General features: G+C 30.7%; 16 protein-coding genes, 1 pseudogene and 2 riboswitches. Of the genes and pseudogenes, 14 read left to right on the plus strand and 3 right to left on the minus strand.

Annotated features, from left to right (window positions below; translation table 11 throughout):
• From Q0649_RS19870 to Q0649_RS19900, 7 genes and pseudogenes are all read left to right on the plus strand, one after another.
• Positions 1–412: pseudogene (locus Q0649_RS19870) on the plus strand (FprA family A-type flavoprotein); the annotation flags it as partial.
• Between the two features lie 239 nt (positions 413–651).
• On the plus strand, positions 652–810 hold the full coding sequence (gene rd, locus Q0649_RS19875) for a rubredoxin (RefSeq protein WP_298845938.1): 159 nt from the start codon (positions 652–654) through the stop codon (positions 808–810).
• A gap of 36 nt (positions 811–846) precedes the next feature.
• On the plus strand, positions 847–1,035 hold the full coding sequence (locus tag Q0649_RS19880; protein ID WP_298845940.1) for a ferredoxin: 189 nt from the start codon (positions 847–849) through the stop codon (positions 1,033–1,035).
• 39 nt (positions 1,036–1,074) lie between these two features.
• Complete coding sequence (locus Q0649_RS19885; protein WP_298845942.1) at positions 1,075–1,416, plus strand: cupin domain-containing protein; 342 nt, start codon at positions 1,075–1,077, stop codon at positions 1,414–1,416.
• A 155-nt stretch (positions 1,417–1,571) separates the two neighbouring features.
• Positions 1,572–3,218 (plus strand): hydroxylamine reductase, encoded by a 1,647-nt coding sequence (hcp, locus tag Q0649_RS19890; RefSeq protein ID WP_298845944.1) that lies wholly within the window; start codon positions 1,572–1,574, stop codon positions 3,216–3,218.
• 148 nt (positions 3,219–3,366) lie between these two features.
• Positions 3,367–4,320: a cobalt ECF transporter T component CbiQ gene (gene cbiQ, locus Q0649_RS19895; protein ID WP_298845945.1), complete on the plus strand. Its 954-nt coding sequence runs from the start codon at positions 3,367–3,369 to the stop codon at positions 4,318–4,320.
• On the plus strand, positions 4,313–5,128 hold the full coding sequence (locus Q0649_RS19900) for an energy-coupling factor ABC transporter ATP-binding protein (protein WP_298845947.1): 816 nt from the start codon (positions 4,313–4,315) through the stop codon (positions 5,126–5,128). Before cbiQ ends, Q0649_RS19900 begins: the two co-directional genes overlap by 8 nt.
• Before the next feature lie 98 nt (positions 5,129–5,226).
• On the opposite strand, the gene Q0649_RS19905 is transcribed toward Q0649_RS19900, so the two are convergent.
• Positions 5,227–7,770: a transglycosylase domain-containing protein gene (locus tag Q0649_RS19905; protein WP_298845949.1), complete on the minus strand. Its 2,544-nt coding sequence runs from the start codon at positions 7,768–7,770 to the stop codon at positions 5,227–5,229.
• A gap of 747 nt (positions 7,771–8,517) precedes the next feature.
• On the opposite strand from Q0649_RS19905, the gene rd (Q0649_RS19910) reads away from it, so the two are divergent.
• The 7 genes from rd (Q0649_RS19910) to rbr all read left to right on the plus strand — a co-directional run bounded on the left by rd (Q0649_RS19910) (position 8,518) and on the right by rbr (position 14,234).
• Entirely contained in the window at positions 8,518–8,679 is a 162-nt protein-coding gene (gene rd, locus Q0649_RS19910; protein WP_216149421.1) for a rubredoxin, read from the plus strand.
• A gap of 90 nt (positions 8,680–8,769) precedes the next feature.
• Positions 8,770–9,105, plus strand: coding sequence for a YnfA family protein (locus Q0649_RS19915; RefSeq protein ID WP_298845952.1), 336 nt, complete (start codon positions 8,770–8,772; stop codon positions 9,103–9,105).
• Between the two features lie 113 nt (positions 9,106–9,218).
• A riboswitch (SAM riboswitch) is annotated at positions 9,219–9,339 on the plus strand.
• A gap of 82 nt (positions 9,340–9,421) precedes the next feature.
• Positions 9,422–9,522, plus strand: a riboswitch (SAM riboswitch).
• A gap of 120 nt (positions 9,523–9,642) precedes the next feature.
• On the plus strand, positions 9,643–10,641 hold the full coding sequence (locus tag Q0649_RS19920) for a methionine ABC transporter ATP-binding protein (RefSeq protein WP_298845954.1): 999 nt from the start codon (positions 9,643–9,645) through the stop codon (positions 10,639–10,641).
• A gap of 40 nt (positions 10,642–10,681) precedes the next feature.
• Positions 10,682–11,326, plus strand: a complete 645-nt coding sequence (locus tag Q0649_RS19925) for a methionine ABC transporter permease (RefSeq protein ID WP_298845956.1) — start codon at positions 10,682–10,684, stop codon at positions 11,324–11,326.
• Positions 11,327–11,457: 131 nt separating this feature from the next.
• A complete protein-coding gene (locus Q0649_RS19930; RefSeq protein ID WP_298845958.1) occupies positions 11,458–12,258 on the plus strand; it encodes a MetQ/NlpA family ABC transporter substrate-binding protein in 801 nt (266 codons plus the stop codon).
• Between the two features lie 112 nt (positions 12,259–12,370).
• A complete protein-coding gene (locus Q0649_RS19935; RefSeq protein WP_298845960.1) occupies positions 12,371–13,555 on the plus strand; it encodes a MalY/PatB family protein in 1,185 nt (394 codons plus the stop codon).
• A gap of 94 nt (positions 13,556–13,649) precedes the next feature.
• Positions 13,650–14,234, plus strand: a complete 585-nt coding sequence (rbr, locus tag Q0649_RS19940) for a rubrerythrin (protein WP_298845961.1) — start codon at positions 13,650–13,652, stop codon at positions 14,232–14,234.
• A gap of 113 nt (positions 14,235–14,347) precedes the next feature.
• Here rbr and Q0649_RS19945 read toward each other — a convergent pair whose 3' ends face one another.
• A complete protein-coding gene (locus Q0649_RS19945; RefSeq protein ID WP_298845963.1) occupies positions 14,348–15,067 on the minus strand; it encodes an EcsC family protein in 720 nt (239 codons plus the stop codon).
• Between the two features lie 84 nt (positions 15,068–15,151).
• Positions 15,152–15,733 (minus strand): DUF1003 domain-containing protein, encoded by a 582-nt coding sequence (locus Q0649_RS19950; protein ID WP_298845965.1) that lies wholly within the window; start codon positions 15,731–15,733, stop codon positions 15,152–15,154.
• Between the last annotated feature and the right edge of the window lie 368 nt (positions 15,734–16,101).

Raw genomic sequence — 16,101 nt, forward strand, 5'->3', positions numbered from 1 at the left:
AAAACAAAATATACACTCTGAAATTATGGATGTAAATAAAATACCAAAAGAAGAAGTAATGAAGGCTATAAATGATGCAGATGTTGTTTTCTTTGGAAGCTCTACAAAATATGCAGACATTATTGGCAACATGGAAGATATACTAAAAAGTCTTAGTAATTTGAACCTAGAAAAGAAGATAGGGGCAGCCTTTGGCTCTTATGGTTGGAGTGGAGAAGCTATAGAGGTAGTTCAGGATTATTTGAAGAGGACTAATATTAAAGTTTTAAGTACCTCGGATGTAATTAAGTCTACTGGTATGATAGATATAGAGTTTCCAATAAGAATTAAGTTTTCACCAAGCATTAATAATGTGAAGGGCATTGAAAGTGCAGTTATTTATACCGCTGATTTGTTACTTAGTACAATATAAAAATATGAGGAGGAATTATACTCAGAATAAATTTCAACTCATTTTCTGCATATTTACGCAAAGAAAGTGCAAACTAATATATAGAATAAGGTTATAACATAATAACAATCACCCGAGTAACATAAGTTACGGACAATACGGCTGAAAAAAAGTATAGTTGTATTATAGTGTAAAAAGTTAAAAGTTAAAAGTTAAAAGTTAAAAGTTAAAAGTTAAATAAATTAGTAGGAGATGTTTTTATGGATAAATATGTTTGTATAGTGTGTGGGTATGAGTATGATCCAGAAATAGGGGACCCAGATGGTGGAATAAAACCAGGTACTAAATTTGAGGATATTCCAGAAGATTGGGTATGCCCATTGTGTGGAGTTACAAAAACTGATTTTGAAAAAGCTTAATAAAGTTTTGTAAACTATATTTAAGGAGTGATATTAATGAAAGCTTACGTAGATAAGGATACATGTATTGGATGTGGATTATGCCCAGAGGTATGTCCAGAAATTTTTGAAATGGAAGACGACGGAAAAGCAGTAGCATCAAAGGATGAGGTTGCAGAAGATCTAGTTAGTAGTGCAAAGCAGGCAGAAGAGGAATGTCCAGTGGGAGCCATAACTGTGGAGTAATAAATTAAATTGAGATATAACAAAATAGGGGGAAATATTATGAAAATAGAGAAAATATCAGATAAAATAGTATATAACGAAGAGCAATTTACTAAAAGGATTATTTTCAAAGAAGATAGAGTACTAAACTTCGTTTTGAATTTTAAACCAGGTCAAGGAGTACCAGCTCATAATCACCAGCAAAGCGATCTTATTATTCATGTGCTTGTAGGTGAAGGAGATATGGGTGTAGACGGAATAAATCATAAGATTACTAAAGGTGATGTTATACACTGCAAGGGAACTGAAGTTTTTAGCTTAACTAATACTAGTGATAAAGATATGTCATGTTATGTTATACTTGCTCCCAACCCATCCCCAATGTATTCAAAGGAAGTATAATAAATGTAGCACCTTTTATACAAGTGTTTCTAATATAAATAATATCAGCATTTTATTAAACATAAATATGCTGATATTATTTATTATCCTGTATATTTATATAAAAGTAGTGTAATATAAAACTAGAATAATATAAAAACTTAGGAGGGATACATATGCAAGGAAAAATGTTTTGTTATCAATGTGAACAAACTTTCGGTGGAAAAGGTTGTACAAAAGTTGGAGTCTGTGGTAAAACACCAGAGATTGCAGCTATGCAGGATCTTCTTATCTATCAGTTAAAAGGAATAAGTTGTTATGTAACTAAACTTTTAGCTAAAGGTGAAAAAATTGATAAGTCATGGGTTTCATTTGTTGAAAATTCATTGTTTATGACACTTACTAATGTAAACTTTGATCCAAAGTCTCATATGGATGCACTTAAAAAATCTCAAGTAATAAAAGAAGAGGTTAGAAAAAAAGCAATAGATGAAAATGTAACTAGCGAGGAAGCATTATATAATTTAAGTGATACTAAAGAACAAATTCTTGAAGATGCTAAAAAAGCAGGAGTTATGTATGATGAAAATTTAGATGCAGATATTCGTTCAGTTCGTGAAACTATAAAATATGGACTAAAAGGAATTGCGGCATATGCGCACCAAGCTAGGTTTATTAAATACAGTAGCGATGAGGTTGATGATTTTTATTTTATAGCTTTAGCAGTACTTACTGACGATAAAATAAATCTTCAAGATCTTATCAAGTATTTAATTAAAACTGGAGATATGAGCGTTAAGGTTATGGAAGTATTAGATAAAGGTAACAACGAGATGTATAACTCTCCTACACCTACAAAGGTTAATGTGAATATTAAAAAAGGACCATTTATTGTAATTTCGGGTCATGAGTTAAGGGACCTTGAAATGTTACTTGAGCAAACCGAGGGTAAGGGAATAAATATTTATACTCATGGTGAAATGTTGCCATCTCACGGTTATCCTAAGCTTAATAAATACAAACATTTAGTAGGTAACTTTGGAGGAGCTTGGCAGAATCAACAAAAGGAATTTGATGGCATACCAGGTTGTATTTTAATGACAACAAACTGCTTAATGAAACCAAAAGATTCTTATAAAGATAGAATTTTCTCAACAAGTGTTGTTGGTTGGGATGGTATAAAACATATTGAGGCCGATGAGACTGGACATAAGGACTTTTCTGAAATAATAAGTAAAGCACTAGAACTTGGTGGTTTTGAAAAGGATGAGGAAGTTAAAGAAATCCTTGTAGGATTTGGACACAAAGCAACTTTAAGTCATGCTGAAACAATAGTTAATGCAGTTAAGGAAGGTAAAATTAGACATTTCTTCTTGATAGGAGGATGTGACGGCGCAAGATCAGGAAGAAATTATTACACGCAGTTCGCGCAGCTTGTTCCAAAGGATTGTATAATTCTTACTTTGGCTTGTGGAAAATACCGTTTTAACAAATTAGAATTTGGTGAAGTTGCAGGGTTACCAAGATTACTAGATATTGGTCAATGTAATGATGCTTATTCTGCGGTTAAAATAGCACTAGCTTTAGCTGATGCATTTAAGTGCACTTTAAATGATCTACCACTTTCACTTATAATAACTTGGTATGAGCAGAAAGCTGTTGCCGATCTACTAGCATTATTATCACTTGGAGTGAAAGGAATTTACCTAGGACCAACACTTCCAGCTTTCTTAAGTCCTAATGTACTACAATTCCTAATTGATACTTTTGATATTAAACCAATAAGTACACCAGAAGAGGATATGAAACAAATATTAGGCTAATAATATAAAATTTAAAAAGATGGTTTAAAACATAGCTATTTCTAAATGTATTTATTTACATTTAGGAATAGCTTTATTTTTATATACTTTAGTATCACTATACGATAAAATGAGATGTTAAGGAAAGTCAATTTGAAGGAGAAACCAAATGGATTCGAAAAATCAAGTACCGGATTGGTTATTAAATAGTGGCGAGGTAAGCCTGTGCCCGTGTGGGTGTATTGGTAAAAGGAAGAAAGGAAGTTTTTTAGAAAAGACTATTAATAGTATTGCTAAGATTTTAAAGGAAGTTATCTTTTTTGAAGACATAGCATTAAAAAAGGGATTTTTACAAAAGTTAGATCCCAGAATAAAGGTAATATCTTTATTTATATTAATATTAACATCTACTTTAATTCATAATGTACTGATATTAACTATTCTTTATTTAATATCATGTATTTTAGCTAAGATTTCATATATCCCATTAAAATCATATTTTAAACGTATATGGCTAATTACTCCACTTTTTACTGGAATTGCTGTACTACCATCAATTTTCAATTTTGTAAGACCTGGAACTACTTTAATTTCACTTATAGACTTTGGTCATAAGTTGCATTTGGGACCACTAATATTTCCATCTGTTCTTACTATTACATCGCAAGGATTATCAGGGGCGATTTTGTTAATAGTTAGAGTGGGGGTTACGGTTTCTTTAGCTTTTTTATTTACTACTACAACTAGATGGGCTAGTTTGCTAAAGGCATTAAGGGTTTTGCTTTTACCAAAAATATTTATTACAACGCTTGAAATGTGTTATCGATATATTTTTATATTATTAAATATTACAACAGATATGTTTGTTGCGAAAAAGAGTAGAACGTTTAGTAAAACCTCATCTAAAGATGGACGTCATTTCGTGTCTAATGCGATTGGAAGTCTCTTTGGTAAGAGTTATGCTTTAAGTGAAGAAGTGTATGGAGCAATGCTATCTAGGGGGTACAAAGGGGAACCTGTTATTATGAACAGATTTCGCTTTACTTTACTTGATTTCCAATGGCTCTTATGTGTTATAATTTGTGTTTTAGCAGCTTTTGGAGGTGAGATTATTCTTGGATAAGGAAAAAGTAATGAAACTTCGTAATGTTTCATTTGAATATATACCTGGTGAAACGGTACTTCGCGGTATTAATTTAGACATTTATAGTGGTGAAAAGGTAGTTATTTTAGGAGCTAATGGGTCAGGTAAATCTTCACTTTTAAAGATTCTTAATGGTTTGATATTTCCAAGTAAAGGTGAGTATAGCGCTTTTGGACAACTTGTTACGGAAGAAACATTAAATGATGAGCAGTTTGCGCAGGCTTTTCGTCAAAGAATAGGATTTATATTTCAAAATTCCGATGCACAATTATTTTCTACGAATGTGTGGGAAGAAATAGCATTTGGTCCACTACAGATGAAGCTTAACTTTAAGGAGGTAGAGGATAGGGTTAATGGAGTTATCCAAATGCTTGAACTAGAATCATTAAAAGATAGACCGCCTTATAGATTAAGTGGTGGCGAGAAAAAGAAAGTGGCTATTGCATCCGTATTATCAATAAATCCAAAAGTTTTGATATTGGATGAACCTACGAATGGATTGGACCCTCGAAGTCAAAGGTGGCTAATTAATCTATTGGTAGAACTTAATAATGCAGGTAAAACTCTAATTACATGTACTCATAATCTTGATATTGTGGAAGAAATAGCTGATAGGGTGATAGTTTTTAATGAAGATCATGAAATTGTTGCTAGTGGTACGCCTGAAGATATATTATCAAATAAAGAATTATTACTTTCTGTAAATCTTATAGATGAGCATTATCATAGACACCTTCATGCAAGTGATAGAAGTATGCAGCATGATCATTTTCATAGTCATGAATAGTAATATTGATTAAGGATACAGCTTATATCTTTATATAGTACATAAAAAGAAGGGTAAATGTTTATTTTAACATTTACCCTTCTTTAAATAAAATATTATCATTTACCAGTCCCATCAGTTTTTGCTGGTGGGTTTGTTGGCGTTGTTGTTGGCGGCGTTGTTGGCGTTGTTGGCGGCGTCTTTGTCGGCGTCTTCGTTGGCGTCTTTGTTGGTGTTTTTGTTGGCGTCGTTGTTGGCGTAGTTGTAGGCGTCTTCGTTGGCGTCTTTGTTGGCGTTTTTGTTGGTGTCTTTGTTGGTGTTTCTAAAGTAGCTTTTTTACTACTAAGTTTACTTATCATATTTTGCAGTCTTGTTTGTAATTGTGAATAAACATTTTTATCTTTTACACTCTGCAAAGCAGAAGTAGCATTTTGAATTAATGTTTGGTATCGAGCATATTGTGAGCTATTTGAGAGATTGAATGATTCTAGTGCTCCAACAGCATTTTGAGCAGCAGTTTCATTAGTTTTTTCAAGAGCTGCACTTGTATCTTCTTTAGTTTTAACTTTTTCTTTAGTTGCTTTTTTTATTCCATTGTCATTAGGATGAAGGCCAACATATATGGTGTCCATTAATACTCCGTTTTTATCAATTATGGTGTTAGGTCGAGGAAAGTCTACTTGTACTAAACCTTGATGTAGATACTCCATATATTCTTTCCATATCTGACCTGGTTCATTTGCTCCAAACATGTTTTGCGCAGTTGGAGTATCATCTCCTACCCATACGGATGTTGTATAGTAGGGAGTATAGCCTATAAACCAACAATCTTTTGATTGGTCAGTAGTTCCTGTTTTACCTGCAGTATAAGGATAGTCATTAAGAGATAAACCATTTCCGGTTGAAAAACTTTCTGTTAATACACTCTTTAAAGTATCGGTCATAAGGTAAGAAGCACCACTATCGTATACTTTAGTTTGTTTGTGTTTATTAACATATAATACTTGATTAATTACATTATTAGTTATTTTACGTACGTTAGTTGGTTCTGTAAATTTACCATTTCTTGAAAGTGTTGAATAACCTGAAGCCATTTCAACAGGGGTAACACCCTTTGAAAAACCGCCTATTCCAACTACAGGGTATTCATCAGGGGTTATATATTTGAAACTCATATTTTGCAAATATTTTAGCGATTTCTTTACACCATTTTCGGTTACTAATCTAACTGGAATGGTGTTTATAGATATATCAAGAGCATATTTCATAGTTACAGAGCCACGGAACGCAAAGTCATCGTTATTCACGTTATCTATTGGGGCATCTATATATTCACTTGTTGGGATGTATCCTCTTTCAAATGCAGGAGTATATGCTATTAATGGCTTTATAGAAGAACCGGGTTGTCTTACCCCTAAAAACGCTCTGTTAAAAGTGTTATTATCTTGAGTTCTACCTCCAACTATAGCTACAACTTCTCCAGTATTATTGTCTATTGTGACACTGGCACCCTGCTTTTTATATAAACCTGAGGTCTTATCTGTTTGTGAATAATTCGCAAGCTTATTATCTACTACACTTTGTAATTTTTCTTGTTTTGCAGTATCGATAGATGTATCTATTCTATATCTTCCACTAAGAAGAGTTTTTTCCTTGGTTGCATAATCATCATTATACTTATTAAAATAGGCTGTTCTTTCTTTATCATTACTAAAAGAATATTTTGGAACAAAACCATCTTCTTTCATTAATTCAAGTGTTGCATTGTGAATAGCATATTGAATACTGTAGTCTACATGTGTTGTTTTCACATAAGGTTTTACGTTTAGCTTAATAACTTCTGATTTTGCAGTATTATAGTCTGTTTGTGATATTTTACCCAAACTTAACATTTTACCTAAAACTAAATTCCTTCTATTTGTTGCATTATCCATGTGTTTAATAGGATTATAGTAAGATGGATTATTAGGAATTGATACAAGCATAGCTATTTGCGAAACGTCTAAGTCACGATTACTCTTTTGAAAGTAAAATTGCGAAGCACTTTCAATGCTATAACAGCCATTGCCGTAGTTTACGTTGTTTACATAAAACTCTAATATTTGTGATTTGGTGTATTTCTTTTCTAAATCCAATGCTATAACAGATTCTTCTAATTTTCTCCATACAGTTACGTCAAAGGTAAGAAATACATTCCTTGAGAGTTGCTGTGTTATTGTAGAACCACCTTGAAGAATAGTTCCTTTAGATTTTATATATACCCAAATTGATCTTCGTATACCTTTATAATCTATTCCATTATGTTCATAAAACCTCTCATCTTCAATTGAAGTAATGGCTTGGCTTACATATGGATTTAAGTCTGAATCTTTTGTGTAATAATATGAGTTGGTGTTAAATTCTTTTAATAGCAGGCCTTTATTATCGTAAACTTGAGTTGGTTTCCTGGTATTAAAATCAGTATTACTTATATTTTGGGCTATTTTGTTACCAGCTACAATAGTTGATTTTATTTTAGCATTATATTTAATGTAAATATATCCTGAAGCTAATGTCACTGCTATGAAAATTACAACAAAAAATATCAATAAAAACTTAACGACTTTTTTCCAAAGTTTCTTTTTGATTTTTGCTGGTTCTATTGTTTCTATATTATCATCCATTAATATTTCCTCCTTTAGCATTTATTCTACAAAAAAAAATTGCCCAGGTGTATGCCTTGGACGACTATGATTTTAGTATACACAATGGAGGTAGCATTTTTGTGTAAGGTGGTTTTGACTTAGTAATAAAAAATATTTGTCGTCACAAGTAAGGGCCTATTTCAAATTTTTAAAATTAGTTTGATAAATTATGTATTAATAAAACACTACAAGTCCTTATTATACTATTAAAAAAGGTCTTAGTTTATGTATTTATAATATTATTATTTTACATTATTGTCAATAAAGTGGTGCAAGTCAATTTGTATTCTTTAATTATTAATTATAATTAAATAAAAATACTTTATTGTAGGATTATTCTTTTAGAAAGCACATACAATAATAACACATATTATTACTACTTAATATACTGATAATTTAATATAGTTTTTATACTTGAATTAACAAGCTTAGTTTGTTAATATTTTCTCCTATATGATTTGATATGAATTACATTTATAGAAAGTAATATGTGTAAATGGTTTCACATTGAATTCTTATACTATATTCTACCATAAATAGTTAATAAATCACAAAGTATTAATAAAATTAAGCGAATTAATGAAGGGATATTGACATTATAAAAAACATATATTATGATGATATGGAATTAGATAGATATACAGATTATTATAAGAGTATAGAAAAAATAAATTGAGAAAAATTAATGAAATAATTAATTAAAATCAATTACAAGGAGATGTTTTTATGGACAAGTATGTTTGTTTGGTATGTGGGTATGAGTATGATCCAGAGGTAGGAGATCCAGATGGCGGAATAGCACCAGGCACTAAGTTTGCAGATATTCCAGAAGATTGGGTTTGCCCATTATGTGGAGTTTCTAAATCAGAGTTTGAAAAAGTAGAATAAAACAAAATATAATTTAATATAAAGGTCAGGTATATTTAATAATAATCGATTAAAAATACCTGGCCTTTGTTGTGCATTAAGGAGATATATATGGAATTAATTAAGTCATTATTTTATTTTATAGTAGCAGGAATATTTGAAATAGGAGGGGGCTACCTTATATGGATATGGTTACGAGAGGGGAAAAGTCTTTGGTACGGAATTTTTGGAGCTATGGCACTTATTGTATATGGTGTAATTCCGACGCTGCAACCTCCAAGCGCTAATTTTGGTAGAGTATATGCAACATATGGTGGTATCTTTATTGTATTATCAATATTATGGGGCTGGAAGATAGAGAATATAATTCCTGATAAGTTTGATTTGATAGGTGGCACTATAGCAATAATTGGGGCTCTTATTATTATGTATGCTCCAAGAGGGTAGAATTTAATAAACAATAAAAATTTGGTTAATAAAATTTTTTAAAAGAATTATAGTTACGTCTTTACATATTAAACATATAGTGATACTATAGATATAATTTAATAAGTTAGTTATTCTCATCAAGAGAGATAGAGGGACCGGCCCGATGATATCTCGGCAACCATCAGACGATAAATGCCTGAATAGGTGCTAATTCCTGCGTTAAGTTTATAGTAACTTAGCGGAAGATGAGAGAGGTGTCATTGAATATTTATACCTCTTTCATCATTAATGGTGAAAGAGGTTTTTAATTTTTTATGGATTAAAATTTAATAATGTCTTATCAAGAGAGGTGGAGGGACTGGCCCTATGAAACCCGACAACCAGTATCGTAAGATACATGGTGTTAAATCCTGCAGCGTGGCTGCAAGATAAGAATAAGTTTGGAAGTAGTGCCCAAGTTTATTTTTGGGCACTATTTTTTATGATTATAAATAATCGTGGCAATAATAAAATTTTAAGAATGAATTTTAATAAATTAATAGGAGAGGAGATATTATGATTAAAGTTAGTGGCATAAGTAAAAGTTTTTCAAATGTAAAAGTATTAAGTGATGTTTCCTTTACAGTAGATGAAGGTGATATTTACGGTGTTATTGGTCATAGTGGTGCAGGAAAGTCTACTTTGCTAAGATGTTTTAATGGCCTTGAGACATATGATGCCGGAACTATTAACATAATGGGCAAAGTGGTTAATGAATTAAGCCGTAAAGAGCTTCGTGAGTTTAGAAAAGATGTAGGCATTATATTTCAAAGTTTTAACCTTATTAACAGTAAAAATGTTTTTGACAATATAGCATTTCCGCTTGAAGTATGGGGGCATGATAAAAGCTACATTAAGGAAAGAGTAGATAGCTTAATAGATTTAGTAGGTCTTAATGATAAAGTAAAAACAAACGTAAAGCAGTTAAGTGGAGGTCAAAAGCAAAGAGTTGGAATAGCAAGGGCACTCGCGCTTAACCCTAAAATATTACTTTGTGATGAGGCGACTTCTGCACTAGATCCTAAAACTACAAAATCTATATTACAGCTTTTAAGAGATATAAATAATAAATTTAATATAACAATCGTTGTAGTTACTCATCAGATGGAAGTGGTAAAAGAAATTTGTAATAAATTTATTCTTCTAGAAGGTGGCAAAATTAAAAGTCACGGATTTACAGATGAATTATTTATTAAACCAACAAAAGAGATGAAAATACTTATTGGTGAGGAAGAGTTACTACCTATTACTGGTTATAATATTAAAATATTTTTCACAAAGGAAATTACCCAGAGTTGTTTAATAACATCGCTAGCAAGGCAGCTTGATATTGATTTCTCAATAGTATGGGGAAGGCTTGAAAAATTCAGAGATAGTGTAATGGGGAGTCTTATTATAAATACGAATGAGGAAAACAAAATAAAAATATTAAAATATTTAGATGAGAGATCTATAGAGTGGGAAATAGATAGTGATTTAATACAAATTGAAAATCAAAACGAGGATAGTAAATAATAAGAAAATCTAACTTGAAAGAATATAAGGGGGAGCATAAATGTTATTTAGTGAAGTTTTACTACCAGCACTTTTAGACACATTATATATGGTAACATTATCAACAATATTTACAGTGATTTTAGGATTTATTGCGGCAATCGGACTCATTATAACTGGCCCTAAAGGGCTAAGACCAAATAGTGTAATTTACAAAATTTTAAATTTAGTAGTTAACGTATTACGTTCTTTTCCTTTTATTATACTTATGATATCTATATTTCCTCTAACTAAACTTATTACGGGAACAACAATAGGTACCAATGCAGCTATAGTACCATTAACACTTGGAGCAGCTCCTTTTGCTGCAAGAATAATAGAAACTGCACTACTCGAAGTAGATTATGGAATTATTGAAGCAGCAAAATCTTTTGGTGCAAAAACTTATCAAATTATATTCAAAGTTATGCTAAAAGAGGCAATGCCATCTATAGTTCTTGGAATTACTTTAACTATAATAAATATCATAGGGTACTCAGCTATGGCAGGAACAATTGGTGGTGGTGGCCTTGGAGATGTAGCTGTAAAGTATGGCTATTATAGATTTCAGTCAGATGTCATGATATATACTGTAATAATATTAATTGTAATTGTACAAATAATCCAAGCCTTAGGAAATTTACTATACAGTAAAATGATAAAGTAAATTTGATTATATATATATGTATTAAATTAATAAAATAGGGGGATAACAATTAATAATTGCTATCTTAAAAAGAAAAATATTAATCGGTCTAGCTAGTAAGTATTACAAAGAGAATATAAGGGGGATTCAAAATGAAAAAAATATTAAGTATATTATTATCAATAGTTGTGATTTTCGCATTAGGTGGTTGTGGATCAAAAAAAGCAGCAGTAGTAACTGATAAAAAAGTTATTACAGTAGGGGCTTCACCAATACCACATAAAGAAATATTAGAGGTTGTAAAGCCACTTCTTGCAAAAGAAGGATATACTCTTAAAATAGTAGAATTTACGGATTATGTAACACCAAACACAGCACTTGCTGAAAAGCAACTTGATGCGAATTTCTTTCAACACGTACCTTATTTGACAGAATTTAGTAAAGAAAAAGGGTTAGATTTGACTTGGACTGTAAAGGTGCATATTGAACCAATGGCTTTATATTCTAATAAATACAAAAAACTTAGTGATATAAAAAATGGAGCAAGCATAGCTATACCAAATGATCCTTCAAATGGAGCAAGAGCACTTAGAGTACTTGAGAAAGCAGGACTTCTAAAATTAAAAACTGGAGACCTTATATCAAAGCTTGATATAACATCAAATCCAAAGAACTTAAAAATAACTGAATTAGATGCTCCTCAACTTCCAAGAATATTAAAAGATATGGATGCAGCAGTTATAAATTCTAATTATGCTATTGAAGCTAAATTAAAATTAACAGATGCATTAGCTGTTGAAGCAAAGGATTCACCTTATGCAAATGTACTCGCTGTTAGAAAAGAAGATAAAGATAAACCTTATATAAAAGCACTTTCAAAGGCATTAACTTCTCTAGAAGTTAAAAAATTCATATTAGAAAAATATAAAGGTGCTGTAATTCCAGCATTTTAAGTTATAATTAAGTAGATATATTATTTAAAAAATAAAATTACTTTGCTTTTAGCGTAATAGCTAGGGGTAAAGTTTTTTTTATGATACCAGCAAAGGAAAAGGAGATCTAAATATGGAAATAGAGCAATTTTGTACAAAGTATGCAATGGATAGAGTGGGAACAAATTCATTGAAATGGGATGCTTTAGATAAACGGTATGGTGATAAAGATTTAATACCTATGTGGGTGGCAGATATGGAATTTAAAGCTCCGGATGTAGTAGTAACTGCAATGAAACAAAGAATTGAACATGGGATATTTGGATATTCTTATGTACCTGATTCCTACTATGATTCTTTCATTAATTGGGAAAAAAATCAGCATAATTATAAAGTAGATAAAGAATGGATACGTTTTTCAACTGGTGTTGTTGTTTCTTTATATTGGTTTGTTAATGCATTTACAAAGTTTGGTGACTCAGTAATTATTATTACTCCTGTGTATTATCCGTTCCACGATTCGGTAAAAGATACTGGAAGAAAATTAATTACATCTGAATTAATTAATACAAGTGGAGTATATAGGATCGATTTTGAAGATTTTGAGAGAAAAATCATAGAAAATGATGTTAAATTATTTATTCAATGTTCTCCACATAATCCAGTTGGTAGGGTTTGGACGGAGGAAGAATTAGATAAAGTGTTATCTATATGTAAAACACATAATGTACTTGTTGTCTCAGATGAAATACATCAAGATATTATAATTGGAGAAAATGTGCAAATACCAGCAGCTATAGTAAGCGGTGGAAAGTATGCAGATAATATAATAACAGTTACAGCACCGTCAAAAACTTTTAACTTAGCCGGATTATTAAATTGCAATATAATCATTTCTAATAAGAAGATAATGGAAAGATATGATGTATATTCAAAAACTATTAACAAGACAGAAGTGAATATTATGGGAATAACTGCAGCAGAGGCTGCTTATAATTATGGAAAAAAGTGGCTAAGCTCTCTACTAGACGTAATAAAGTATAACTATAACTATGTAAAAGAAAGACTAGCAGATAAAGCACCAAAAATAATTATTACTCCATTAGAAGGAACTTATCTTATTTGGATGGATTTGAGGGGGTATATAAAGCCTAGTGAAACAAAAGCATTTATACAAGGTAAGTGTAGACTAGCTGTAGATTATGGTGAATGGTTTAGCAAAGATTGTAAGGGATTTATTAGATTAAATATGGCTACTAATCCTAAATATGTTGAAAAGGCTGTAGATAATATCATAAAGAATATTAATTGTTTGTAAATTGTAATAATATAAAAGAGGAAAGTTATCATATTTATAGAATACCTTAATATACGATCATTTTCTCTGAGGAGAAAAATTAGGAGGGATTTTCATGAAAACATTAAAAGGAACAGAAACTGCTAAAAATCTTATGAAATCATTCGCTGGTGAATCACAAGCTAGGAACAGATATACTTTTTATTCATCAGTAGCAAAAAAAGAAGGGTACATACAAATATCTAATATATTCACAGAAACGGCAGCAAATGAGAAAGAACATGCTGAAAGATTCTTTAAGTTTGCAAATAAAGATTTATGTGGAGAAGTGGTAGAAGTTAATGCAACATATCCTGTAGCTCTTGGAGACACAAAGGTTAACTTACTAGCAGCAGCTAATGGAGAAAATGAAGAATGGACAGATCTTTATCCATCATTTGCAAAAGTTGCCGAGAAAGAAGGATTCCCAGAGATTGCTAGACTATATACAGAAATTTCTAAAGTTGAAAAACATCATGAAGAAAGATATAGACAACTATTAAACAATGTAGAAAATAATACAGTATTTGATAAAGAAGAAGTAGTTATGTGGAAATGTGGCAATTGTGGTTATATTTTTGAAGGAAAAAGTGCTCCTAAAGTATGCCCAGCATGTGCACATCCTCAAGGATATTTTGAAATATTTACTGAAAAATTCTAATTATATTTTAAAAATTGAGAACATGCTTATAAATTCTTAATGTAGAATAAAAAAGGAACCCTCATCTTAATTAAATTAATTTGAGGGTTATTTTTAGTGTTCTTTTATATAGGTTATTTTTTAAAAATCCTTAGTCTATATGCATTAAGTGCAGTATCGTATAATTTGTTCATTAGTTTATAATTGGCATAAGCACCAACAACGAGTCCAATGCCTGGAACAAGTTGTAACATTTTGGCCAAATCTATATAATCTCGATATTCCTGCTGGAAAGTTTTCCAATCAAAAGATTCTACATCGTCCGGTAAATTTTTCACGTGGTTATCCCAATCTGATACTTGAGTGTAAATTTCAATTCTTCTTTTATCACTTGAAAAGGCCAATTGAAAAACATATAGAATATATAATCTTTCTTTATAATTGCGAACGTCAAAGCCATATATACTAGCTATTTCATACAAAAATTTCATTTTTAAACTTAGAAGAATTGGAAAGTCTGCAAGGCCAATTAGAAGCCCGGCACCACCAGTACCAGCACCACTTACGGTTGCGGCTTTTCTATAAAAATCAATACTGCTTTTGGCCATTGTTTCGCGTTCTTCAAGGGAGGTATTAGTAAGTGGGGGTTTTGCCGTATATTCAGAGCCCGAGAGTACTATTTTTGTCATATTTTCAATTGAAGTATCAATAATATTTTGAACTTTACCTGGAAGTAAGTTATTCATCTTGTTTTGTATACTCTTAGCAAAATCATTTGATGCAGAAGGTCCCTTTTTCATCTTTTCTTGCCATAAAAACATTTCTTTTAGTGAGTTTTCTTCATAATTGTTCATAATTGCCCCCTTATAAAATTAATATTATCTTTATGATAGTACTTTATTTGTATTTTATTCATTTATAGATTGTTTTATTAGGTATTATTTATCACTTTCAAAGTGGGTGGCGCTTTTTTCTAAACTTCTTATATATTCCATCATTTTTGCTTGATTTTTATCGAGTGCCTTTTGATTGTCTATCAATAAATCCATTTTTTTATGTAAATCCTGAGTAATTAATTCTGATTTAAAATTTATTTTATAATCATTTTTAGATTTTATTCTATCTTTTTCTTCTTGTCTATTCTGGCTCATCATTATTACCGGAGCTTGTATAGCTGCAGTGCAAGATAGAACTAGATTAAGAAGTATAAAAGGAGCCGGATCAAATAAATTTTTGAAAATAGTATTAACTGCTATCCATATTACAATAATTGAAAGTGCAATTATTATAAAACTCCAACTCCCAACAGATGCTGCTATTTTATCAGCCATTTTATTTCCAAAGTTGCGAGAGTGCGAATTTACGATTGTGACATCTTTGGATATTCTATTACTCATTAATTCATGTAATAAATCTTCTTCAATAGAGTTAAAACTTTCTCCTTGGTCAATTATTTCTCGTACAAGTTTTTCCGATTCCGAATTATCATTATCATTTCCACTATTATCTTCGTTTTGCATATTAATATCCCCCAATATAATTATTCTAATTTATCAAAAGGTTGCTTTATACAATTATAATTATTTTAGAGGTAATATTCAATTAATAATTTCAAAACAATAGTTATTATATTAAATTATTTTGTAACTAAATTATCAACTTCTATTAATGCTATTGTTAAATTAGATTATGTTTGCTAAAATAGACTTGTTAAGATATTTCAATATTGACCCAGTGGGATTTTTTAGTGCCCACTAATTATAAAGTTTATTAAATTACCATCTACATAAGAAAGGAGATAATATTATGATTTATTCAACAGAAGTTTCAGAAATGATTTGTGTTGCTAAAGGACCTAATCATGGTTCAGCACCAATTCCTGAAGAAG

This window comes from uncultured Clostridium sp., assembly GCF_937920395.1.
GTDB lineage: Bacteria > Bacillota > Clostridia > Clostridiales > Clostridiaceae > Clostridium_AD.

Excerpts from the sequence above, each read along its gene's own strand:
- rd (WP_216149421.1), top strand. The coding sequence starts at position 8,518 with ATGGACAAGTATGTTTGTTTGGTATGTGGGTATGAGTATGATCCAGAG.
- hcp (WP_298845944.1), top strand. The coding sequence starts at position 1,572 with ATGCAAGGAAAAATGTTTTGTTATCAATGTGAACAAACTTTCGGTGGA.
- Q0649_RS19920 (WP_298845954.1), top strand. The coding sequence starts at position 9,643 with ATGATTAAAGTTAGTGGCATAAGTAAAAGTTTTTCAAATGTAAAAGTA.
- Q0649_RS19885 (WP_298845942.1), top strand. The coding sequence starts at position 1,075 with ATGAAAATAGAGAAAATATCAGATAAAATAGTATATAACGAAGAGCAA.
- Q0649_RS19880 (WP_298845940.1), top strand. The coding sequence starts at position 847 with ATGAAAGCTTACGTAGATAAGGATACATGTATTGGATGTGGATTATGC.
- Q0649_RS19950 (WP_298845965.1), bottom strand. The coding sequence starts at position 15,733 with ATGCAAAACGAAGATAATAGTGGAAATGATAATGATAATTCGGAATCG.
- Q0649_RS19930 (WP_298845958.1), top strand. The coding sequence starts at position 11,458 with ATGAAAAAAATATTAAGTATATTATTATCAATAGTTGTGATTTTCGCA.
- cbiQ (WP_298845945.1), top strand. The coding sequence starts at position 3,367 with ATGGATTCGAAAAATCAAGTACCGGATTGGTTATTAAATAGTGGCGAG.
- rbr (WP_298845961.1), top strand. The coding sequence starts at position 13,650 with ATGAAAACATTAAAAGGAACAGAAACTGCTAAAAATCTTATGAAATCA.
- Q0649_RS19905 (WP_298845949.1), bottom strand. The coding sequence starts at position 7,770 with ATGGATGATAATATAGAAACAATAGAACCAGCAAAAATCAAAAAGAAA.
- Q0649_RS19935 (WP_298845960.1), top strand. The coding sequence starts at position 12,371 with ATGGAAATAGAGCAATTTTGTACAAAGTATGCAATGGATAGAGTGGGA.
- Q0649_RS19945 (WP_298845963.1), bottom strand. The coding sequence starts at position 15,067 with ATGAACAATTATGAAGAAAACTCACTAAAAGAAATGTTTTTATGGCAA.
- rd (WP_298845938.1), top strand. The coding sequence starts at position 652 with ATGGATAAATATGTTTGTATAGTGTGTGGGTATGAGTATGATCCAGAA.
- Q0649_RS19915 (WP_298845952.1), top strand. The coding sequence starts at position 8,770 with ATGGAATTAATTAAGTCATTATTTTATTTTATAGTAGCAGGAATATTT.
- Q0649_RS19925 (WP_298845956.1), top strand. The coding sequence starts at position 10,682 with ATGTTATTTAGTGAAGTTTTACTACCAGCACTTTTAGACACATTATAT.